This is a genomic window from Alcanivorax nanhaiticus (assembly GCF_000756665.1).
Lineage (GTDB): Bacteria > Pseudomonadota > Gammaproteobacteria > Pseudomonadales > Alcanivoracaceae > Alcanivorax > Alcanivorax nanhaiticus.
In genome coordinates this window covers 109,327-131,820 of sequence record NZ_ARXV01000002.1, presented here as the reverse complement: position 1 = coordinate 131,820, position 22,494 = coordinate 109,327, and the positions used below count along the sequence as shown (strand labels likewise).

The 22,494-nt window shown below is 55.9% G+C and carries 17 protein-coding genes and 1 tRNA gene; 14 read left to right on the top strand and 4 right to left on the bottom strand.

What is annotated here, in order from left to right:
* Positions 1–15 precede the first annotated feature (15 nt).
* From rpmI to Y5S_RS02660, 7 genes are all read left to right on the top strand, one after another.
* Complete coding sequence (gene rpmI / locus Y5S_RS02690; RefSeq protein WP_035230240.1) at positions 16–210, top strand: 50S ribosomal protein L35; 195 nt, start codon at positions 16–18, stop codon at positions 208–210.
* Between the two features lie 25 nt (positions 211–235).
* Entirely contained in the window at positions 236–595 is a 360-nt protein-coding gene (gene rplT, locus Y5S_RS02685; RefSeq protein ID WP_035230238.1) for a 50S ribosomal protein L20, read from the top strand.
* A gap of 262 nt (positions 596–857) precedes the next feature.
* A complete protein-coding gene (gene pheS, locus Y5S_RS02680) occupies positions 858–1,877 on the top strand; it encodes a phenylalanine--tRNA ligase subunit alpha (protein WP_035230236.1) in 1,020 nt (339 codons plus the stop codon).
* A 30-nt stretch (positions 1,878–1,907) separates the two neighbouring features.
* Positions 1,908–4,283: a phenylalanine--tRNA ligase subunit beta gene (gene pheT, locus Y5S_RS02675; protein ID WP_035230234.1), complete on the top strand. Its 2,376-nt coding sequence runs from the start codon at positions 1,908–1,910 to the stop codon at positions 4,281–4,283.
* A 20-nt stretch (positions 4,284–4,303) separates the two neighbouring features.
* Positions 4,304–4,606 (top strand): integration host factor subunit alpha, encoded by a 303-nt coding sequence (ihfA, locus tag Y5S_RS02670; protein ID WP_035230232.1) that lies wholly within the window; start codon positions 4,304–4,306, stop codon positions 4,604–4,606.
* Positions 4,587–4,946, top strand: a complete 360-nt coding sequence (locus Y5S_RS02665) for a MerR family transcriptional regulator (protein WP_035230230.1) — start codon at positions 4,587–4,589, stop codon at positions 4,944–4,946. The genes ihfA and Y5S_RS02665 overlap by 20 nt, the downstream gene beginning before the upstream one ends.
* Positions 4,947–5,424: 478 nt before the next feature.
* A tRNA-Pro gene (locus Y5S_RS02660) sits at positions 5,425–5,501 on the top strand.
* A gap of 386 nt (positions 5,502–5,887) precedes the next feature.
* On the opposite strand, the gene ylqF is transcribed toward Y5S_RS02660, so the two are convergent.
* Positions 5,888–6,832: a ribosome biogenesis GTPase YlqF gene (gene ylqF, locus Y5S_RS02655; protein WP_035230228.1), complete on the bottom strand. Its 945-nt coding sequence runs from the start codon at positions 6,830–6,832 to the stop codon at positions 5,888–5,890.
* 205 nt (positions 6,833–7,037) lie between these two features.
* On the opposite strand from ylqF, the gene Y5S_RS02650 reads away from it, so the two are divergent.
* Together Y5S_RS02650 and Y5S_RS02645 are read left to right on the top strand one after the other, a co-directional pair.
* The gene (locus tag Y5S_RS02650; protein WP_035230226.1) at positions 7,038–8,240 is read left to right on the top strand and encodes an acyl-CoA dehydrogenase family protein; all 1,203 of its coding nucleotides are present in this window, start codon (positions 7,038–7,040) and stop codon (positions 8,238–8,240) included.
* A gap of 25 nt (positions 8,241–8,265) precedes the next feature.
* Positions 8,266–9,390, top strand: coding sequence for an acyl-CoA dehydrogenase family protein (locus Y5S_RS02645; RefSeq protein WP_035230224.1), 1,125 nt, complete (start codon positions 8,266–8,268; stop codon positions 9,388–9,390).
* A gap of 274 nt (positions 9,391–9,664) precedes the next feature.
* Here the strand turns inward: Y5S_RS02645 and roxB are convergent, their stop codons facing one another.
* Complete coding sequence (gene roxB, locus Y5S_RS02640) at positions 9,665–11,956, bottom strand: rubber dioxygenase RoxB (protein ID WP_156107551.1); 2,292 nt, start codon at positions 11,954–11,956, stop codon at positions 9,665–9,667.
* 449 nt (positions 11,957–12,405) lie between these two features.
* On the opposite strand from roxB, the gene Y5S_RS02635 reads away from it, so the two are divergent.
* Positions 12,406–13,032: a TetR/AcrR family transcriptional regulator gene (locus Y5S_RS02635; protein WP_035230222.1), complete on the top strand. Its 627-nt coding sequence runs from the start codon at positions 12,406–12,408 to the stop codon at positions 13,030–13,032.
* Between the two features lie 96 nt (positions 13,033–13,128).
* Here the strand turns inward: Y5S_RS02635 and Y5S_RS02630 are convergent, their stop codons facing one another.
* A complete protein-coding gene (locus Y5S_RS02630; protein ID WP_052041355.1) occupies positions 13,129–14,016 on the bottom strand; it encodes an OmpW/AlkL family protein in 888 nt (295 codons plus the stop codon).
* 10 nt (positions 14,017–14,026) lie between these two features.
* Complete coding sequence (locus Y5S_RS02625; protein WP_035230219.1) at positions 14,027–17,353, bottom strand: Ig-like domain-containing protein; 3,327 nt, start codon at positions 17,351–17,353, stop codon at positions 14,027–14,029.
* Positions 17,354–17,649: 296 nt separating this feature from the next.
* Here Y5S_RS02625 and Y5S_RS02620 point away from each other — a divergent pair, with 296 nt between their 5' ends.
* The 4 genes from Y5S_RS02620 to Y5S_RS02605 are packed head-to-tail and all read left to right on the top strand — an operon-like array spanning position 17,650 to position 22,465.
* Complete coding sequence (locus Y5S_RS02620; RefSeq protein ID WP_035230217.1) at positions 17,650–18,543, top strand: oxygenase MpaB family protein; 894 nt, start codon at positions 17,650–17,652, stop codon at positions 18,541–18,543.
* Positions 18,544–18,552: 9 nt separating this feature from the next.
* The gene (locus Y5S_RS02615) at positions 18,553–20,223 is read left to right on the top strand and encodes a class I adenylate-forming enzyme family protein (protein ID WP_035230215.1); all 1,671 of its coding nucleotides are present in this window, start codon (positions 18,553–18,555) and stop codon (positions 20,221–20,223) included.
* Positions 20,224–20,264: 41 nt separating this feature from the next.
* Positions 20,265–21,920, top strand: coding sequence for a lipoprotein insertase outer membrane protein LolB (locus tag Y5S_RS02610; RefSeq protein WP_035230212.1), 1,656 nt, complete (start codon positions 20,265–20,267; stop codon positions 21,918–21,920).
* A complete protein-coding gene (locus Y5S_RS02605) occupies positions 21,920–22,465 on the top strand; it encodes an FMN-binding protein (RefSeq protein WP_035230210.1) in 546 nt (181 codons plus the stop codon). Before Y5S_RS02610 ends, Y5S_RS02605 begins: the two co-directional genes overlap by 1 nt.
* Positions 22,466–22,494 lie beyond the last annotated feature (29 nt).

Genomic DNA, 22,494 nt, shown 5'->3' with positions numbered 1-22,494 from the left:
ACTTGAGAAGGTACCATGCCTAAAATCAAGACAAATCGTGGGGCTGCCAAGCGTTTCAAGAAAACCGCCTCCGGTTTCAAGCGCAAGCAGGCATTCAAAAACCACATTCTGACCAAGAAGTCCTCCAAGACTATCCGTCAGCTGCGTCCGAAAACCGAGGTACATGAAGCTGATGTAGCTCTGGTTAAACGCATGATGCCCTACGCATAACTGATACGGATCTGGAGACTGAAAAATGGCACGAGTAAAACGTGGTGTGCAGGCCCGTCGTCGGCACAAGAAAGTTCTCAAGCAGGCTAAAGGCTACTACGGTGCCCGCAGCCGTGTTTATCGCGTAGCGGTCCAGGCCGTTACCAAAGCCGGTCAGTACGCTTACCGTGACCGTAAGGTTCGCAAGCGTCAGTTCCGTCGTCTGTGGATTGTTCGTATCAACGCCGCTGCGCGTCTGAACGGCCTGTCCTACAGCCGTCTGATCGATGGTCTGAAGAAAGCGTCCATCGATATCGACCGTAAAGTACTGGCGGACATCGCTGTCCGCGATCTGGCGACCTTTAGCGCTTTGGCTGAAAAAGCCAAAGCGAGTCTTGCCGCCTGATTCACTGTTAAGCAATAGCCTGACAGTACACTAACGGGGGAAGAGCTCGCGCTCTTCCCCCGTTTTTGTTGGAAAAAGAAATAGTTACAAGTTGCAAGTTTCAAGATGCAAGGCGCGCCGGTGGTTTGTCGGTTTCTGTAGTGCTGCCAACGCGAAAAGTCGTTAGGGCGCGGAAATCAAGGCTTCAAATACGGCAAGGTCTTTTCCGCGTTGTAACTTGAAACTTGTAACTTGCTCCTGACCCAAGACTGCGGAGTCTTCAATGGAAAATCTCAATGCCCTGGTCGACGCTGCTCTGGCAGAAGTCGAACAAGCTGGCGATATCCGGGCCCTGGACGATGTGCGGGTGAAGTACCTGGGTAAGAAGGGTGAAATCAGTGCGCTGATGAAGGGCCTTGGCAAACTGAGCGCGGAAGAGCGACCCAAGGCAGGTGCGGTGATTAATGAGGGCAAGGAAAAGGTGCAGAGCGCCATTTCCGCTCGCAAGACCTTGCTGGAAGAGGCCGCCCTGGCCGAACAGCTGGCCAGCGAAACCGTGGATGTGACCTTGCCAGGCCGTGGTGATATGCCGGGTAATCTGCATCCGGTGAACCGCATGCGTCGCCGCATTGAGGATTTCTTCCTGCGCTTGGGCTTTGATATTTCCGAAGGGCCGGAAGTGGAAGATGACTTCCACAACTTCGAAGCGTTGAACATCCCGTCCCACCACCCGGCACGGGCAATGCACGATACCTTTTATTTTGGTGATGGCCGTCTGCTGCGTACCCATACCTCGCCAGTGCAGGTGCGTGTCATGGAGCAGGGCAAGCCACCATTCCGCATCATCGCCCCAGGCCGTGTGTACCGTTGTGACTCCGATCTGACCCACACACCTATGTTTCATCAGGTGGAAGGCTTGCTGGTGGACAAGGACATCACCTTTGCCGATCTGCGTGGCACCGTGGCGGAATTCCTGCGCTTCATCTTCGAAGTGGAAGACCTGCCGGTGCGTTTTCGTCCCAGTTATTTCCCGTTCACTGAACCCAGTGCGGAAGTGGATGTGGGCTGTGTGAGCTGCGGTGGCGAAGGCTGCCGGGTGTGTTCGCACACCGGCTGGATCGAGATCATGGGTTGCGGCATGGTGCACCCGAAAGTGCTGGAGCACGGTGGTGTGGATGCCAATGAGTACAGCGGTTTTGCCTTCGGCATGGGTATTGAGCGGATCACCATGCTGCGCTATGGCGTCAACGACCTGAGGCTGTTCTTTGAAAACGATACCCGTTTCCTGTCCCAGTTCAGCTAACGCCCGCAAACACGTTTAAGGAATTCGAAAATGCTAGTGAATGAAGCCTGGTTGCGGGAGTGGGTGAACCCCGCGGTTGATACAGACACTCTGGTCAAGCAGCTGACCATGGCCGGTCTGGAAGTGGATGGCGTGGAACCGGCAGCACCGGAGTTTTCCGGTGTGGTGGTCGGTGTTGTGGAGAGCTGTGAGCAGCACCCCGATGCCGACAAGTTGCGGGTGTGTCAGGTCTCCAATGGAACTGAAACCACCCAGGTGGTATGTGGTGCCAGCAATGTGCGTCCGGGCCTGAAAATTCCCTTTGCCCAGGTGGGAGCCAAGCTTCCCGGTGATTTCAAAATCAAGAAAGCCAAGCTGCGTGGCGTTGAGTCCAACGGCATGCTGTGTGGTGCCTCTGAGCTGGGTCTGGAAGATCTGATCGATGGCTTGATGGAACTCCCGGAAGACGCGCCGGTGGGTAAGTGCTTTCGTGAGTACCTGCAGCTGGATGATGCCGTTATCGAGGTGGACCTGACGCCCAACCGGGCAGACTGTCTGAGTGTGCGTGGTATTGCCCGCGAGTTGGGGGTGATGAACCAGTGCTCACTCAACGAAGTGGCGATCAGCAAGGTTGCGCCTGAGATTGACGATACCCTTAGCGTGAGCCTGGCTGACAGCGAAGCCTGCCCCCGTTATCTGGGGCGTGTGATCAAGGGCGTCAACGTGAAGGCCGAGTCTCCGTTGTGGATGATCGAACGTCTGCGCCGTGCCGGCCTGCGTACTATCGACCCTATTGTCGATGTGACCAATTATGTGCTGCTGGAGCTCGGCCAGCCCCTGCACGCCTTCGATCTTGCCAAACTGAGTGGCGGCATCACCGTGCGCAAGGCGAACGCTGAAGAGAAGCTGGTCACCCTGGATGATCAGGAGCTGACCCTGCGCGATGATTCCCTGGTGATTGCCGATGACAAGGACGCCCTGGCGCTGGCGGGTGTCATGGGGGGCAAGTCATCTTCGGTGACTGACAGCACCCAGGACATCTTCCTGGAATGTGCCTTCTTTGCGCCGCTGGCGATTGCCGGCAAGGCCCGTTCCTATGGCCTGCATACTGATTCGTCCCACCGTTTCGAGCGTGGGGTGGACCCACAACTGCAGAATGATGCCATTGAACGTGCCACTGCCCTGATTATGGAGATTGCTGGCGGTCAGGCGGGACCTGTCACTGAAGCTGTGGAAGAGAGCAAGCTGCCGAAGCAGGCCGAGATCAGCCTGAGTGCTGCTCGAATCGAAGGATTGCTGGGCATGGGTTTACCCGCCAGTCAGGTAGAAGACATTCTCAGCCGTCTGGGTATGGAAGTGTCCACCCAGGAAAGCGGCAAGGAATGGGTCGTGCTGGCGCCCAGCTGGCGTTTCGATATGGCCATCGAGCAGGATCTGATCGAAGAACTGGCCCGTATCTATGGCTATGAGAAGTTGCCGAGCCGCGTGCCGGCAGGCTCTCCGTCCGGTGAGAGCGTGGGTGAGCATGTGGTGGCGCTGCGCCGTCTTGGCGACACGATGATCGACCGTGGCTATCTGGAAGCGATCACCTATACCTTCGTGGAGCCGGGCCTGCTCAAGCAGGTAGAGCCGCGTTTCGAACCGCTGCCATTGCTTAATCCCATCTCTGCGGATCTGGGCGTGATGCGCACCACGCTGCTGGCTGGCTTGTTCGCCACCGCGCGCCATAACCTGAACCGCCAGGCAGATCGTCTGCGTCTGTTTGAAACCGGTCTGCGGTTCGTGCCGGGTGACCAGGGGCTGGAACAGACCCCGATGATTGCTGGCCTTGTGTATGGCAGTGCCCAACCGCAAAACTGGGAAGGCAAGCGTCCAGTGGACTTCTTTGACCTGAAAGGGGATGTAGAGGCTCTGCTGACCCTGTCCGATGCCAGTGCCTTCACTTTTACGGCAGGCGAGCATCCGGCGCTGCATCCGGGGCAGACTGCTGCGCTTAAGCGGGGTGACGAGGTGGTGGGCTATCTGGGCCGAATCCATCCGCGCCTGGCGGCGGATCTGGACCTGCCTGCCAATCTGTATGCTTTCGAATTGGCTACGGCTCCCTTGCAAGAGGGCGTATTACCCAAGTTTGCTGGGGTATCTGACCAGCCGCGCATGCGCCGGGATCTGGCTTTCGTCGTGGATGACAGCGTTCCTGCGGGTGAACTGGTCGCTGCGGCGCGTTCAGCCTGTGACGAGCGTCTCACTGACGTGCGGATTTTCGATATATATCAAGGTGATAGCATCGGTAAAAATCGCAAAAGCCTCGCTTTGGGCTTGACCTTCCAGGACCGTTCACGCACTCTTAAGGATCAAGAGGTCAACGACTTGGTTGAAGCTGTTGTTTCCTTGTTAAAACAGCAGTTTAACGCCACATTAAGGGATTGATTCGGGACTGGGAGTGATTCATGGGAGCGCTGACCAAAGCGGACATGGCCGAGCGCCTGTTTGAAGAGCTTGGCCTGAACAAGCGCGAAGCCAAGGAAATGGTGGAGATGTTCTTTGAAGAGATCCGTCATTCTCTGGAAAGCAACGTTCCCGTGAAACTTTCCGGTTTCGGAAACTTTGATCTTAGAGACAAAAGCGAACGACCAGGTCGCAACCCGAAAACCGGTGAGGAAATTCCCATCACGGCCCGTCGGGTAGTTACCTTCCGTCCAGGACAAAAACTAAAACAACGGGTTGAGGCCTATGCTGGAACCAAGTCATAACGACGAACTCCCGGCAATCCCGGGTAAGCGTTATTTCACCATTGGCGAAGTGAGCGACCTGTGCGATGTCAAACCGCACGTGTTGCGGTACTGGGAACAGGAATTTCCCCAGCTCAAGCCGGTGAAACGTCGCGGTAACCGTCGTTACTATCAGCGCCAGGATGTGCTGATGATCCGCCAGATCCGCAGCTTGCTGTACGATCAGGGCTTCACCATTGGCGGTGCCCGTCAGCAGCTCACTGGCGGAGCTAATGCTGAATCGGCCACCCAGTACCACCAGCTCATCAAGCAGATGATCGTGGAGCTTGAAGACGTCCTCGACGTACTCAAGGCCTCCTGATCCAAGCCGGCTCCTGAGGGAGCTTGCTTGCCCGAAAGCCCCGGTAGCGCTGCTCTCGGGGCTTTTTTGTGCCTGGCTGCTACCTTCCGCTCTTTGCCTGCCGTAGGCGCCTGCCTGCTGGCGATCCTTTTTAAGCGACAAGCTACGACGCGAGATGAGGCTTGCCGGTCTGGAATGCCTTGTTTCGCGTCTCACGCAAGGGAAGCCGCCTCCTATGGGGGCGGTTGTTCGATCGCGATAACGTCTGGTCAAGGAAAACCTGGCCGATACCGCTGCTCCTGCGGCCGGCAAGGTCTGTCTGTCGGGAGTGCGGGTAGGCGATGGTCTTTGGCGCGACTTTCCTTCGTGCAGCCGCTTGTCGCTTGAGACTTGCCGCTTCACCGCTCAAACCCTGACCAATCAGCCGCTTACTGGTTCCATCCCGCGAATGAATCCGCTATGATGCACGCCGCTTTGGTAGCTCTGCTGCCAAGCATCTCGGGGCGTAGCGCAGCCTGGTAGCGCACTTGCATGGGGTGCAAGGGGTCGGAGGTTCGAATCCTCTCGCCCCGACCAAATTTGGTCGGATTGAAAGAAGCTCGGCATCTGCCGGGCTTTTTTTATGGCCGCTCTGCGGCTGCATCACGCTTCACGCAAAGCCCACTCGCTGTTCGATTGGGCACTGTGGGAGCTTGCCTGCAAGCGATTCCGAGCCTAAGGGAGGTAAGGATTCCAGAAACGCATTTCGAAGATCAAAATCCGAACCGCTATCCATTCTCCTGGTTTTGCCCTTCGAAACTCGCTTCTCGTAACTCGAAACTGGTTACCTCGCTGTCGCTCGGAATCGCTTGCAGGCAAGTTATTCGCTTCGCTCACCCTTTGGGCCGCACTCAGTGCGTTACTCCGCTACGCTACGTTCCCGCAGCGGGGTATAGCGAGTGTTTTGCCGACCCCAAAAGACATCAGGCCTTTTTATTCGCCTTCGCCTTGTAGGCCGCTTTCCTGGCCTTCTTGCGGTCTTCTTTTTCCTGCGCCTTTCTGGCGCGAATCTCCGCTACCTTGACGTGTTCCTTTACCGCCATGGCCGGGGTTTCCAGGGTGATATGGCCCAGTTTTCCGCTGCGGAATTCGTTGATCAGCAGGGCGGCGGTGCGGTCGAAGTCCACGTGGCCGCCGCGGCCCAGGCAGCCGCGTTGTTTGCCGATGATCTCCAGAAACGGCACCCCTTCGCTGGGCAGCTCTGCCTGCTTGAAGCGTTCCTGCATCAATGCCGGGTAGGCCTCCATGAAGTACTCCGCGGCAAACAGCGCCACATCATCTTCCTGCATGGCAGTGGCCTTGATGGCGCCGGACAGGGCCAGGCGATAGCCGCTGGCGGCGTTCTCGATCTTGGGCCAGAGAATGCCGGGGGAATCGATCAGGATCAGGCCTTCGCCCAGTTCGATGCGCTGCTGGCGCTGGGTTACCGCGGGTTCATTGCCCGCCTTGGCCACCTGACGCCCGGCGAGAGTGTTGATCAGGGTGGATTTGCCCACGTTGGGGATGCCAGTAATCAGGGCAGTAATGGTGGTGGCCCGGTCGATTTTCTTGTTGACCATCTGCCGGCAGGTGTCCGCCAGCTTGCGGATGTTTTCCGGTTTCTGGGTGGTGATGGCCTGGGCGCGAACGGTGGGATCCTGCTGCAGGTGTTCCAGCCATTGGCCGGTGACCGCCGGATCGGCCAGATCGCTTTTGCTGAGCAGCTTGAGACACGGCTTGTCCTTGCGGAAGCCTTCGATCACCGGGTTGCTGCTGCTGTAGGGCAGGCGGGCATCGACGATTTCGATAATCAGGTCTACCTTGGGCAGCAGATCATGGATTTCTCGGGTGGCCTTGTTCATGTGGCCGGGGAACCAGTTGATGCTCATGGAGGTGCCTGTTGGTGACCGTGATACGTTGGCGGGGATTATAGCGGGTATGAGGGTGTTCTGCTGATTGCCTGCTGCAGGCCGAATGCGCCATGGAATTGCGCATGACGGTTTGCGCCAAGGCCATGATACGTCCCGTCATGAGTGTCTCACACGGCCTCATATACACTGTATACCATTGATTCTGATAACAGCGGAGTACGGTATGGATCTGCGTGTGCCGGAGCAGGAGAAGGCATTTCGGGAAGAGGTGCGGACGTTTCTGGAAGACAGTCTGACCCCCGAGATTCGGGAAGCGGGCAAGATGGTGACCTCGGTGTTTGCGCCAGTAAAGGAAGCCATGGCCTGGCAGAAAATCCTCAATGACAAGGGTTGGGCAGCCCCCCACTGGCCGAAAGAGCACGGTGGTACAGGCTGGAGCGTGACCCAGCGCGCCATCTTTGCCGAAGAGCTGGTGCGTGCCGAAACCCCGCCGCTGGTCCCCATGGGCCTGCACATGTGTGGCCCTTGCCTGATTGGCTGTGGTACTGAAGAACAGCAGAAAGAGTACCTGCCGAAGATTCTCAATGGTGAGCACTTTTGGTGTCAGGGTTATTCCGAGCCGGGTTCCGGTTCTGACCTGGCGTCACTGAAAACGTTTGCCGAAAAAGACGGTGATGACTACATCATCAATGGCACCAAGATCTGGACCACCTACGCCCACTACGCCAACAAGATGTTTGCGCTGGTGCGCACCAATAAAGACGGCAAGCCGCAGCAGGGCATTACTTTCCTGCTGTTGGACATGGATCTGCCAGGTATCACCATCGAGCCCATTGTTGGCCTGGATGAGGTCACCGAGCAGTGCCAGGTATTCTTCGACAATGTGCGTGTCCCCCAGGCCAACCGTGTTGGCGCGGAGAATGATGGTTGGACCGTGGCCAAGTACTTGCTGACGTTCGAGCGGGGTGGCCAGGAATACGCGCCGGGTCTGAATGTGCAGCTGGAAAAGATCCGCCTGATGGCTGAGAAGCAGCAGACCGTACACGGCCCGATGAGCAAGGATCCTGTATGGCAGCACAAGTTTGCTTCCGTGGAAGCGGATGTACTGGCGCTGGAATTCACTGAGATGCGTATCAAGTCCGCTCTGTCCGCGGGCAAGGATCCGGGCGCACTGTCTTCCATGACCAAGATTCTCGGTACCGAGTTGCTGCAGAAAGTGACCGAACTGCGTATCGAAACCCTGGGAGCCCAGGCGGCCATCTGGCAGCCCCAGGCGCTGGTGCCGGGTGCCGAGCAGCCGGTGATTGGCCCTGAGTATGCGCTCACCGCCATGCCGCATTACCTGAATTCACGAGCCTGCTCCATCTACGGCGGCTCCAACGAAGTCCAGCGCGGCATTATTGCCAAAGCCGTTCTGGGTTTGTAAGCGTCCGCCAACAAGGAGAAGTCAGATGAATTTTCAGTTGAGTGAAGAGCAGCAAATGCTGGCGGACAGCGCCAAGCGTTTTGTCCGAGACAACCACGATGTAGAGAAGCACCGCCAGAACAAGAAGCTGATGCCGCTGGACGAAGCCACCTGGGGCCAGTTTGCGGAACTGGGCTGGCTGGCCGTACCGTTCGCTGAAGAGCACGGTGGTCTGGGCATGGGCCCGCTGGAGACCATGGTACTGCTGCAGGAGCTGGGCGAAGGCCTGATCATGGCACCGTACATTGCCACGGTGGTGCTGGGTGGCGGTTTCCTGCGTCACGCTTCCGACACGCAACAGGCAGAAACCATTCCCTCCCTGCTGGAAGGCGGTCTGCAGCTGGCGTTTGCCGCAGAGGAATACGAGCGCGTCTTTACCCTGGAAAATACTGCCATGAAGGGTGAGGCTCAGGGCGATGGCGTGATGCTAAACGGTACCAAGGCCTGTGTTTTGAACGGCGACCATGCTGACCAGCTGATTGTGCTGGCCCGTACTGCCGGCCAGCCCGGTGACAAGGACGGCCTGAGCCTGTTCCTGGTGGATGCCAATGACGAGGGTATCGAGCGCACTCCGCACCGCACCGTGGATGGCCGTCAGGGTGCCGAGATTCGTTTCAGCAACGTCAAGGTATCTGAAGCCGCCCGTATCGGTGAGCTGAACCAGGCCTATGACATCGCGAAAAGCGTCTTGCTGGAAGGCTTGCTGGCGCTGTCTGCCGAGTCTACAGGTAGCCTGGCAGTACTGCTGAACGACACGGTTGAATACAGCAAAACCCGCAAGCAGTTCGGTCTGCCCATTGGTAAATTCCAGGCGCTGCAGTTCCGTATGGCGGATATGTTTATTGCCATGGAGCAAACCAAGTCGCTGCTGATGGCAGCTACCCTGAAACTGGTGGAAGGCCATGACGATGCTGCCAAAGCAGTACATGCCATGAAGGCCCAGTTGGGCCGTGCCGGTCGCAAGATTGGCCAGGAAGCTATTCAGATTCACGGTGGCATGGGCATGACTGATGAGCTGAACGTGGGGCATTTCGTGAAGCGTTTGAGTGCGGTGGATGGCCTGTTCGGCAATGCCGACGTTCATCTGATGGAGATCGCGCGTTCCGCGTAATCCTTTCTGGATCGAACAAATCAAGGCGGCCGAAGGCCGCCTTTTTTGTGGCCGCTTTGCGGCCGGTTGGTTCATCGCGTTTTGGCGGGAAGCCTGGTTGGGAAGATCAACCAGTACCCCTTATCTACCTCACCGTGGGAGCGACGGTTCCGTCGCGATTCAGCGTTTCTATCGTGTCTTGCTACATTGCGGCGGAACCGCCGCTCCCACAAAAGAAAACCCGCACATCTTGCGTTGTGCGGGTTTCTTTTTCTGCATCAATGCGGGGTTGGGCTTACAGGGTTTTCAGATACTCCATGATGGCCAGACGTTCCTGGTCTGTGAGAACGCTGTTGAACTCATGACCTTCGTTGCCCTGGCTATACAGGATGGTGTTGTAGATCTTGCGATCTTCCACCTGGGCATTGGTGATGGTCGGTGGTGCCCAGATATTCCAAACCAGGATCAGGTTGTCGAACAGTACCCCCAGGATTTCCTGGGCCAGCGGGGTATTACGTTCGTCATTGGGATCACAGGTATAGCCGGGCGTTACCGCCGGGTTCCACCAGGTGCGCCATTCGCATTGAATTTCGTCGTACTTCCAGCCCATCTTGTTCTTGTCGTAGGCGCGCTCGAAGTTGGTGTCGAAACCCATGACCACATTGCCGTTGTTGTACCAGGGGTTCTTCATCTTCGGTGCAGAGACGCGACGCCAGATGGTCGGGCGATCTTCCGGTTTGAGCAGGCTCCACATGTCCGGGATCGCACCATTATGGAGGTAGGGTGCGGTTGCCCATGCGCCATACAGTGGCGGTGCCAGATAGCCCAGTTCACGATCGCCACGCAGACGCTCCTGATTCTGTGGGCCGCAATCGTTTTCTGTGCCCTTGGTGGGTGGGTAGCCGAAGAAGTTCACGGTACCCGCACGCTGCATGCTTTCGTTATTGGTTTCCCAGCGTACAGCGTCAGTGCCGATAATTCGCTGCGGTACGATATAGGAAGCCACCCCTTCCAGGGCAGGATCTGCCAGGAAGTTCGGGTCGTTCACATAGCGTGGCGAGTAGGCACCATGGCAACTGGCACAGGAACCGTTGCCCTGTGGACGGTCAACCGGGTTACTGCGATCCGGTCCCCACATGTCCAGCTCATGGAACAGGATGGCACCTTGTTCAGCCAGCGCGGTATTGATCTGGGCGGGGTACTTTGGCGCCTTGAGGGTTTCAATCCAGGCGTTAATCGGTGGGCCTGCCTTGCGCATGTAATCCTGGCCGGCTTCGCTAAGGGGGCCAAGAACGGAACCAAACAGACCGAAGATCGGGGTGTAGAACACCTGATCGATCCGTGGCGCATCTGCGGGGAACATGCCGTCGGCAAATTTCACCGGACGGTGTCCCAGGTTCCACCAGGCTGGTGTATCCATGGAGGCAGTGGAACCACTATTCAGCAGGCCGACGAAATCACGGGCAGAGTAGAATCCCTCATCCGGGAAGAAGAAAGCCAGGTTCACGTCCGATGCATTGTTGGTGCCCCGGCCATGGCTGAGATTGGCGAGGGTTGCCACCGACGCCAGGTAGCCTTGGGGCAGGGCATCACGCAGGAACAGATCCAGATCGGCAAGCGGGCTACCGCTTCCCAGGGTGTTGCCCATTCCTTCATGTTCCACATTGCCACTGTGACAGGCATGGCAGGTGATCCCGATTCGCCCTGACCAGGAGCCGTCTTTCAAGCGCATCTGGGTAAACATCAGCGGCAGCTGGCCGGAGCCACCGTCGGTCTTGTTCGGGTCCTCACCGGCAAGAGGGTAAGGGTTGCGGGTGTCGCTGATGGGCGAACCGTAACGTTCGGCAACACGTTGGTCATAGTTATTTGGCTGAGCGATGTATCTGCCCCAGGATTTCCACAAGCGACGATACTGGCCCGCTGTCAGGGTAGAAATCCCCATGGCGCCTTCCAGAGTGTAGGGATCGGTGCCAGCAAACAGCGCTCCAACGCCTTCAGAGCCACCAGTCAGCAGGCGGCCACCCCACTCGAATCGTTCGCGCAGCTCGCCGCAGGTTTCCGCATTACCCACTTCCTGTACTGCCTCAGGATCCACATGGCAGTTTTTCCAGTGAGCATTGAAGTGAACGGCCTTGCCATAACTAATACCAGGCTGAATCATGGAGCGTGGATCCTGCGGCAGCACGGCTTCATCCGGTTTGCCATAACAGAAATCCCATACTGCCCAGCCGCCGCGACTGCTTTCGCCCAACAGGGCATAGGGATCGTAGTTGGCGGGGCGGTTATAGACATTCACCGGCGGTTCATCATGGTAGGGATCACTGCCGCTGCCGTCATACCCCGAAGAGGATGTCTTTCCCTCGCCTGCGCTATAGGCATTCCGGGGGGCGGCTTGTTCCGGTGTTAGCGTCACTTTGTCCTGACTCGATGGTGGCAGAGCCTGTGTAGTGCTGCTGGCTGGAGGAGAGTCCGTTGCTGTGCTGGCCGATTCTCCGCCGCCACAGCCGGGGGTTGCTGCTATAGCCGTGACCAGCATGGTCAGGGCTTTCCAGCGGGGTATCATTGTTTGAAGCGTTATTTTTTTCATTGCAGGCATACCTCCGACAGTCATGTCGAACTTTATTTGTTTTTATCCCCGCGGCGTTTCTGCCCGGTTTCCCGGTCGCCCCGGATCACATGGTTGAGGGTTCCAGGTGATAAGAGATGATCGAGGTCAAAATGCGACCGTGATACAAATTAATCTTATTGTATCGATCGGTCAAATGTTGATCTCGCCAATGTGACTGCGTAGTCATTGTTTGCCGGTGCGGTATATAGAGAGGCAGCAATGGTGCACGCGCCACTGTGAAAGGCGATATATAAAGCGTAAAGAAGTGAATACACTTGTTCGCTTGAAGGTTTCTTCACAGAAAATGGCTTCCCCGGAGGTGACAATGTTTACCGGGCTGTGGTCGTTCACGTTTGCGGATGTATTTGCTACCGTTACGGCCTTTGGATATCCGCCTTCCAGATAACAACTATGCACATGGAGTCTTAATGTCACGGAACACAGCTGCTTCAAATGCGCTCCTGCAAGGTATTCAACTCCCTGAGGGCGACAAGACCTATGTGAAGATTATTGATGCAGGGCTTGAGCTGTTTATCGAGTTCGGTCTGCGTCGCACCACCATGGAAGATGTGGCGAACAAGGCGGGGGTAGGGCGGGCGACAGCCTACCGTCGTTTCCGCGACAAGGATCAGCTTACTCAGATGATCATCCTGCGTGAGGCCAAGCGTGAGCTGGATCGGATTGAAGAAGAGTTGGAATCAGTTGAAGGTGGGCTAAACAAGCTGCTGGAATCATTTGTACTGGCAGTGACCCGAGCGCATGCGCATCCGCTTTGGCGTCGTCTACAGACTTCCGATACGGACATCATTCTGCCGTTTTTTACTCAGGGGCTGTGGCGGATGATGGGCTTTTTCCGCATGTATCTTGCCGCCATGCTGGAAAAAGTAAAAAAAGAAGAAGCGATCAGCGACCTGTCGCCGGACTTTCTCGCTGAATTGATGCTGAGATTGATGCAGTCCATGCTGCTGTCCCCGGAGGGGGTGATGAATCCGTCTGATGAGGCGTCGGTGCGGCAGGTGGCCGAGCAGTGTTTGCGTCCACTGATGAAAGGCTGAGAGCGACAGTCTTGGCAAACCTGGACTGAATCAGTATGCAGGGATTCTCCCGCCGGTCTTTTTGCTTTATGGCCATGCTTTGTTGACAGAGCGTCATCAGAAGGTAAAGCCGATTCCAAGTGTATAGGCGAACACATTGATGTCAGCGTTGTATTCCACATCGCCCACTTCGGCGTAGGGGAACTGTGGTAGCCCGGGCGCTTCCACTACCATGTTTTCAACGGTGGCGGAGATATCCGGGAAGGTAATGTATTTTGCATCCAGTGACAGCCACCAGTGCTTGTCCAGATGAAAATCCATCCCGGCCTGGGCTGCCCAGCCAAACTTGTTGTCGACTTCAATATCCGGTTCGCCCAGTGCTGTGGCGATGGGGTTGGTCACTTTGGTGTCATAGGTGAACAGATAGCCAATACCGCCACCGAGATAGGGCTGTACCCGTTTGTCCAACCGAAAACGTTTTACCAGTGTTATCAGTGGAGGGGCGGCTTTGGTTTCTGCGATTTTCTCCCCCAGAGGGGGGACACCTGTAGGGATGCCGTTGACTTCCTCCACCAGTGGTTCGTCAGCCAGTCGCCCCTTGGCTTTGATTTCCAGAGTGGGCGGTGCGGAAGCGATGAGCTCCAGTGACCAGCCTTTACCCCAGGGTAGTTTGTAGCCAAAGATCACCCCCGGCATTAGCAGCGGATCCGCGGAGGTTTCCCCTTCCAGCGGCTGCGGGCTGGGACCCAATGCGGTTTCTGCGATCTCGGTCAGGTTCTTTGCAGTGATGTAGTTGGTCTTTACATCGGGGGCAAAGTACATGGCACCAAGCCGGAAATAGAAGCGATCTTCACCGGCGATGTCACGAACGAAATCAGATCCAGGGTAATCAACCCGGACATCATCGTATTCCGGAATGGTTCTTTCCTGCGCCATCAATGGGGCGCACAGCGCCAGGCCGGCGACAAGCGCCGGCAGGCGCAGAACAGGATTCTTGCTCTGCATGTTGTTGTCCTTATTGTGCGTTCTCAGGCAGTTTGCGAGCCCGTGAGGGCAGGTTCATTACCTGCAGGCTCACCCCTTCTGCTGGCAGCAACAGATCGGCGGAACCGGCGGTGGCCGACAGGAAGCCAGGGAAAAGCTCCACACCGAGGGTGGCCTCAACATTATTGAGGTTGGAAACCTTGAGAGTGATGCGGCCGTCATCCTGGAAGCTGATAGGGCCATATAAGTAGGGCGTTACCGCAAGACTGTAGGCGGTATGGTTCGCCCCAGCTGCGACCAGATCGTTCAGGAAAGTGCCGGTAATGAAGGCATTCCCCGAGCCCAACAAGGCTTCCTGAAGTGCTGTGAGCAGATCCAGGTCAGGCACATCCAGCCAAGCGGGCAGACGAACGATAAAGTAGGGTTTGTCTTCGCCCTCGAGGTTGACTACATAGCCATGCAGACGCTGCACTTCACTATTCTGATCCGGGCGTTCCGGGCGAATTCTCAGCAGTACCGAGCGGGTGTTTAGTGGCAGGGGAATAGCCAGTTCGAAGAAACCGAAATCCAGCCCGACATTCGCTTTCACGGTCAGACCGGTACCCAGAATAATCTGGGGATTGACTTCAACCGGAATCATGGCCGTGCTATCCACATTCAGGCAGTGCTGTTTCCCGAGAGCGTCAGTTTGCGAAGGGTTGGGAATACACCAGCTGCCGTCGCCCTGATCTTCCAGACCCAGATCCGGCACGGACAGGTCCAGCGGTTGTTTGGGCAGGAAGGCCATGGGCAGTGCGCCGGTGGCGTAGATCTTGTCCTTGTCGGGATCGTCGAAGCCGGCGCTGGTAATCAGGCCACTGGTGTCTTTGACTTCGGCGGTCGCAAAATTGCTTTCGGAATCCGGCTCTCCAGCATCCCAGCCACCACTGCCGTTGTAGTCCGCGTAGGGGCGGGTGTAGACCGTCGCGTAAACGGTATCGAAGGGAGCGACAGCGCGGAAGTTGATAACAATATTATCGCCACCCTGGTTGTCGATATTGTTGCCCTTACGCATGCCTTCCAGAGGCGTAGTATTCAGCGCCAGGTGACCCAGGTTGCTGTGACTGTAAAGACGAGGCTGGCTGTCACCATTGACGACCAGACGATAGTCTTGTCCATCTACGAAGCTGCCTTGCACAGGATGAATTTTCAGATTCAGGTTGGCTGGCACCAGTGAGGCATCAATGGTTTGCCAAGTGCCTTCCACTTCCTGACCCAGGCAGATAGGCCCGTTTTCACAGGCGCTGCCGTTAGCCGTGATAGTGCCGAGTACCATGGAGTCGGTATCCATCGGCTGGCTGAACGATGCCTCGATCACGCGTCCGATTTCATATTGGAAATCCAGGTAGAGTTCGTCATCGCTTTGGCCTCCCACGCAGCGGCCGGCATAACCCTGCACGCCGGTTTCAGTCAGCGCACAGCCAATGCCGGGATGCAGGCCAAGGATGATAGGCGGAACCTGATCACCACCGTTTTCGGTGCGTGTGTAATCAGCAGTCGTAAAGGTAAGGGTATTCGTGCCCTCCAATGCATCCTCCTGGGCTGATTCCAGGAAGCGGGGGTTGAAGGCATGGATATCACTAAGACTTTGCGGTATCTGCAACTGATACTCGGTGGCGGGATTCAAGCGTACCTGAGGAGAAACCACCAGGCTGGTGCCGCTACGCTTGACCTGGATATTGACGGGGGAGCCGCCATTGCCCATATCCAGTAGCTGAATTTCGTCGAGTCCGCTGGTACTCAGGGGTTCGTTGAAGGTAAGCAGCAGGGTGTCATTGGTTTCCACCCCGGTCTTGTAATTGGAGGGGTAGCTGCCGGTGATACGGGGTGCGTCATAGTTGGTGAAATCAATAGCGATATTCGGGTCGCTGCGGGCGGCCAGATTAAAATCTGCACTGACTTTTGTGGCACCACCCAGCACATCCAGCTCCAGTGTGCGGAAGACTTCCAGCGTGAGAGTGCGGTTTTCAATGGTGGCCACACCGATGGCGCGAACGTGCATCAGGTTCTGGTTAAGGGAGGCGTTGCCCTGGTTGTTTTCGGTTTGCAGTGCCAGATCGAAGTCCATGTACACGTACAGCGGAGCCCGATCATCATCAGGCTGAAAACCTGCAGGACGATAGATGTTAGGCATCAGGTAACCGGTCACATTGCTCAGGAAGGTGCCGGTGATCAGGCCTGTGTTCAAATCAGTGCGGACCTCGCCGCCCAGCTTGGCCGGGTCGATACCCGTGAGCTGCAGCTGCTGGCCTTTACGGGCCAGAACCGGGGTGATGACACCACCAAATTTTTGTGGGTTGGCGAGAAATGCTTCCAGTCCATTGGGTAGCGAGTTAGCTACATTTTTGCCAAGGGCGGTGTTTTCCAGGCTGAACTGGTTGGTTGGCCCCCCCGTGATTCTGGAAGTGCCCGGGTAGCCTGGGGTTTCCATGTCAGGGTAGGTCTGTAGTGTTTGTGCAATAGGTGGGTTGGCCGTTTCGGTGGTGGCTTTTGTTCCGCGCGGCTCAAAGCTGTAGGTCACCGGGTCGAGAGCTTCACCGTTCAAATCCAGAATGTCGCCGCTGAGACGCACTTCATAACGGGCGTTGGGTTGCATGTCCTGTTCTGGCTGCAAAGTGATGTAGTGGCGCTCGGCGAGCATGTCCACTTCAACGCTTTCTTCGCTGTTGTCCTCGTTAATCTTGATGAACTGCACTGAGTCGCCCAAGACCACGGAATCATCAAACAGGGGCTCGCTGAAGGTCAGGCGAACAGGAGAAATATCGACAATGGGAAACTGCGGGGTGATGTCGCTGCCATCAATGTAGGCCTCAGGGTTTTCCTGATTGAATGCCAGTACCACTGGCGGCTGCCCTTTCAGTGGGGATTCCTGTCGGGTTGTGAAGCTGAACAGCGGCTTGTCGTTCGTCAGGTTAACAGCAGACGGAGAAGCTTCCCGGCGGATCCAGACTTGATAGGAAGTGCCGGGGGTGAGGCCGTCCATACTGAACTCGATAGTACGACCCTTGTTAATGATGTTGATGCGGCCGGCGGTGTCCACAGGTCCGTCCGGGCCGGTCACGCAGAAAGCGCCAACCGGGGCATCCGAAGTCCCCGTACAGTTGGCTTTCACCAGTGTCTCGTTCACTTGGCTGGAAAACACCAGCATGGCCTTGCTTGGGGTGGGGACATCCACCATGCCGTCCACCGGGTAGGTGTATACCAAGGCGTTACCGGGCTTCGGTGGAACGAAGGGGGCGTTGTCACCCCCGCAACCGATCATCACCGAAGAGAATGCGGGAATAAGTAAGCCTAAGCCTAGCTGCGAATTTTTCTTCATTGTTTTTCTCCAGCACCAGTTTTAGGTGTTGTTTGGATATAGGGCTGGCAGGTCCGTCCAGGTTTTCAATCCAGAAACATTGCGCATTCAAAAAATCATACTATGATACAGAAATCAATATCTGTATCGTTGTCTGAAACAAACATATGTCATTTATTTATGTGCAAGCCCCAGTCTGCATGAAAAGTGAGGGCCGGGTAGTCGACAAGAGAAACAAATATGTTTCTTTGTCTTGCTAATGGCTGGATTGAGACGTATTTTCTAATTTGTCTCATTTTGGATGACTGGAGTGCCCAATGACACAAACTGCTGAGCAGTCACGCCGTGACGTGCTAAAGCCCCTTGGTCCGGACTCGTTGACCTGGCAGGACTTTGGTTCCTGGCGCTTTAACTTGATGCTGCCGCAGGCGTTCGTACTTCAGGTGTCGCACCCCATTGTTGATGCAGGTGTGGACGAGCATTCCGTTTACAAAACAGACCCCTGGGGTAGAGCCAGGCGCTCGACAGCCCTGCTGTGGCCAATTGTGTATGCACGGCCCCAGAAAGCGATCGAGATGGGAGTGAAGCTCTATGATCTTCATCGTTCCATCAAAGGGGTGGACAAGAACGGCAACAAGTACTTTTCGCTCGATCCGGAGGCGTATAGCTGGGTACACATCACAGGTTATGACGCCACCATTCGGATGCACGAGATGCTGGGTAAGTCACCCACCGAGGAACAGCGAGAGCAGATGTTTATCGAATGGCGTCAGCTGGGAGGCTTGATGGGTATTCGTGATCAGGACTTGCCCGCGACCCGCGACGAATACTGGGAATACTTTGACCACATGATCAAAGATAAGCTGGTGATGGGAGATGTGGCTAAAGACCTGTTGGCGCACAACCACTATCTTGAGATTCCGAAGCCCCCGGTTGACTGGCTGCCGGAGTTTGCCTGGAAGATGATCCGGGCGGTGGTGGGACCTTTCTTGCGATTCAACCTGCGCGCCACGTTGCCACAGCAATATCGAGAGCGCTTTGATATTCCGTGGACCCGTCGTGACCAGCGATTGTTCAAGGCCTGGTGTCGTTTTTATCGGGTGATGTATTCACTCACACCGAAGAAGCGACGTTTGATCCCCATGGCCCGCAAGGCGTTTGAAGATGCCCGCAAACACCCTGAAGCCTATAAATTGAACAAATCCGCTTAAGGTGCACATATGAAATCGGATAATCGCCCCTGGTTGTCGACCTACGAATCTTTGGGAAAGGATTGGCACGCCCTGCCAGATCTGCCAGAGAAAACACTCTCTGATTACGTGCGTGACTATGCGTCCCGGTTCCCTGATCGTGAAGCGCTGGTGTTCCTCGGCCAGGCACTGACCTACAAGCAACTGGATAGCCTGGCCGATCGGCTGGTGGCATTGTTTGTTGCCCAGGGTGCAAAAGAAGGGGATGTGCTGGGCCTACAATTACCCAACACCCCACAGTACGTGATCGGCTTTATTGCCGCTGCCCGTCTGGGCATGGTGTCTACCAGTATTTCTCCGCTGATGACGCCACCGGAAATTACTCACCAGGCCAATGATGCCAAAGTAAAAATCCTGATGACCTTGGTGCCATTCTGGCAAACATCAGTGCCCCCGGTGTTGGGTAAAGTGCCTACGCTCAGCACGGTGATTGTGTCTGGCCCGATGGATATTCTCACCGGCAATGGCGAAGCCGTTGAGGAAACAAGCGAAGGCGTGACGGCGATTTCCCTGCATGATCACCTGCCAGAGACTGGGGAGCCACTGAATACCCGGGTTGATATGGACAAGGTGTTGTACCTGCAATACACCGGAGGCACCACCGGCTTGCCCAAAGGTGCCAAGCTGACGTCCCGTAATCTGTTCATGAATAACCTGCAGGCGAATGTCTTCTACGGTTACCGCACCGGTGAAGAGACCGTGGCCTCCGCGTTTCCGCTATTCCACATTGGTGGTGCTGCGGTGCTGTTCAATGCCCTCCGTACAGCGTCGACTTTTTTGCTGATCCCAGATCCCCGTGACATTGATCATTTTGTCAGTGAAATGAAAGCCCGCACACCGACGGTGCTGGCGGCGGTGCCGGCGTTGTATCAGATGCTGTGTGCTAATCAGACCTTCAAAGAACTGGATTTCTCCGGCCTGCGGATGGCGATTTCAGGCGCGGCTCCTTTTGCCAAGGAAGAAGTGCAGCGACTGGAAAGTGTGGTGGGTGCCGGGAAATTCTGTGAAGTGTACGGCATGACTGAAACCAGCCCGGTGATCACCCTGAATCCGGCGTCGCACTTCAAGGAAGCTCATGTGGGAATCCCGCTGCCGGGTACCGATGTTCGCATCGTCGATGCGGAAACCGGTGATACCGTCATGCCCCTTGGGGAAGCGGGTGAAATTATCGCTGCAGGTCCCCAGGTGATGCAGGGGTATCTGGAAATGCCGGAAGCTAGCCGCAAGGCGCTGCGGGAAGTGGATGGAAAAGTCTGGATGCACACCGGTGACATCGGGGTAATGGATGAAGACGGTTTCGTTCGGGTCTGTGATCGCAGCAAAGATATGCTGATCGTGGGTGGTTACAAGGTGTTCTCGGTGGAAGTAGAGGGCAAGGTGCAAAGCCTTCCCTGGGTTGGCATGTGTGCGGTTGTTGGCCGTCCTGATACCAATCGCCCCGGTAATGATGTGGTGCAACTGTATATTCAGCGTACCCCTGATAACCAGGACAGCGAATCAGACCTGAAAGCCCAGCTGGAAACCTTCTGTCGGGACAATATGTCCCCTTACAAGATCCCCAGAGAGATTTTCTTTATTGATGCAATACCTCTGACCTCTGTCGGCAAGATTGATAAAAAGGCATTACGGCAGACCGCATGAGGTCTGCCTTTCGATAACAAAAAAACGTAGTTGAGAGCCTCATGAAAATGCTTAGCGAAAACGCAAAAGTAGTGCTTCTTGGGTTGTTGTTGGTGGCCCTTCAAGGTTGTTCCTCCCTGAAGGAGTCTGATTATGTTCCCAAATCTCCCGAAACGCTCAGCGAATGGATGGTGGAGGGTGCTATGGAGTTGCGCGCCAATGGTGTGAAATCCAAGAGCAACTTCTACTTCAAGCAGATTGATGAAAATTACGAGTTGGCTATTCTCGGCGATAACCCGGTGGGTAAACCGAAGGCAGTAATCCGTGGCAATATCTATGAGCCAGAGAGTGAAATGCTGGACGTGATTGGCGGGTATGAGGCAGAAAAAGTCGCTCAGCACTTTCAGTCGGTCATGAAGGCGAGCTCTCTGTCTTACTGGGTGCGTGGCCTGCCTGCCACGGCGGACGCCAATGTGACCCAGCAAGGAACCAACCTGGCCAAGAAGATTGAGGAAGATGGCTGGAAAATTTATTTCCATGATTACATGTCGGTCACCGGAAACTACAAGTTACCAGCCGAGATTAAGTTTAATGGGGATAAAAAAGAGCTTCGTCTGGATCTGGTGCGTGCGGAAACGGGGTATTTGACCAACCCCTGTGGCCAGAACGTGAGTGAGGCAGACATTGCGGCAGCCAACGGCGATGAGACCGCAGCCAGCGATAATGCCGTCCAGACACTCGTGCCCCGCGATGGCAGTGCGCCATTGCCGCGCTGGATTGATGAAGCGAATTTCTGCAAGCAGCTGCTGAAAATTCATGACAACGAGCTGCCTGATCCACGAGTCGGGCTGTATGGCCCGGATTCCATGATGTGGCGTTTGTCGGGTATGGCTCTGCCTGGCAGCTTTGGCGCTGGTCGTGCCTTGCTATTGCAGGTTGCTCACCCCTGGGTTACCGCAGGCATTGATGAACACTCCGTGGTTCGTAATGATCCGCTCGGTCGTGCGCGTCGCACTTTCTATCACATCCTGAGCGTTACCTATGGAAGCATGCCCCAGGTAATGGCATCCGCGAATCAGGTACGTGATATCCATGAAGAAATTGAAGGGCAGTTGCCCGAGAAGAGTGGTGCCTTCGAGCGTGGTTCTGAATACCGGGCCAATGAGATCAACGCGATGATCTGGGTACATGCCACCCTGTGGGAAACCATCGTGCACATGTACGAGGAGATGGAAGAACCGCTGACGCAGCAAGAAAAGGATCGTTTCTACGAAGAGACGAAACTGTTTGCCATGTTGTTTGGCATTCCTGAGAGCGCATTGCCTGCCGACTGGAACGAGTTCATGGAGTATAACCGGGCCATGTGGGCCAGCCCGCAGTTGACCGTGACGCCCGCCGCCATGCAACTGAAGAATGATCTGTTCAAGGCACAATCCATCTGGATGATCTTCCCGATGTGGGGTCAGGAAATTATTACTTCTGCCGAACTCCCGCCGCGAATTCGTGAGCAGTACGACATGAAGTATGGTTGGTGGCAGAAAATGAATTATGGGTGGATGCGTGCAGGTGCCTGGACTATGGGGGCGCTATTGCCGAAAAACATGGAGCGTCAGGCGGTTTATCATGAAGCCATGGCGCGGTTGGAAGGTAAGCGTCTTGGTGGCGTGAATCAGTTCTTCATTGAAGCCTTCTTCGACAAGGAACGTCTGGTTAACTGATGACAGCGATTCTTTTTCGGGCATCGATCCGCCTTGTGGGCGTATTGATGCTGGCGGTCAGCCTGCAGGCGCAAGCCTACGACGAAACCGAGTATCTGAAACCGGAAGCCTTCCTTGCCAAGGTTTATGGTAGCCATGTCCCGGGCATCTCGTTGATGCCTTTGCGCGGGGAAACCCGCAAAAAAGCAGAAGCGGCGCTGGGACATGGCTACAGTGGTATGCGTCTGCGCTACTGGGAGCAGGAAGGCACCACTGCCTGGATCATTGATGAAAAGAGCAAGGATATGCCCATGACCATTGGCGTGGGTGTGAGTCCTGCCGGTGAGATAGCCGTGATTGAGCTTCTGGTTTACCGGGAGCCGCGGGGCGGGGAAATCCATCAGGCAGCGTTTCGTCAGCAGTATCTGGGGCTCTCTCTGACGGAAGATAATGGGTTGTCTGCAGAGGTGGATGGCATTACCGGTGCCACCTTGTCTGTGGATGCACTAAACCGGGTTGCGGCTATGGCGTTGGTATTGCATCAAGCCGTTGCAGGAAACCGCTGACTTTTTCTTTTGCTGGTTCTGGTTTTTAG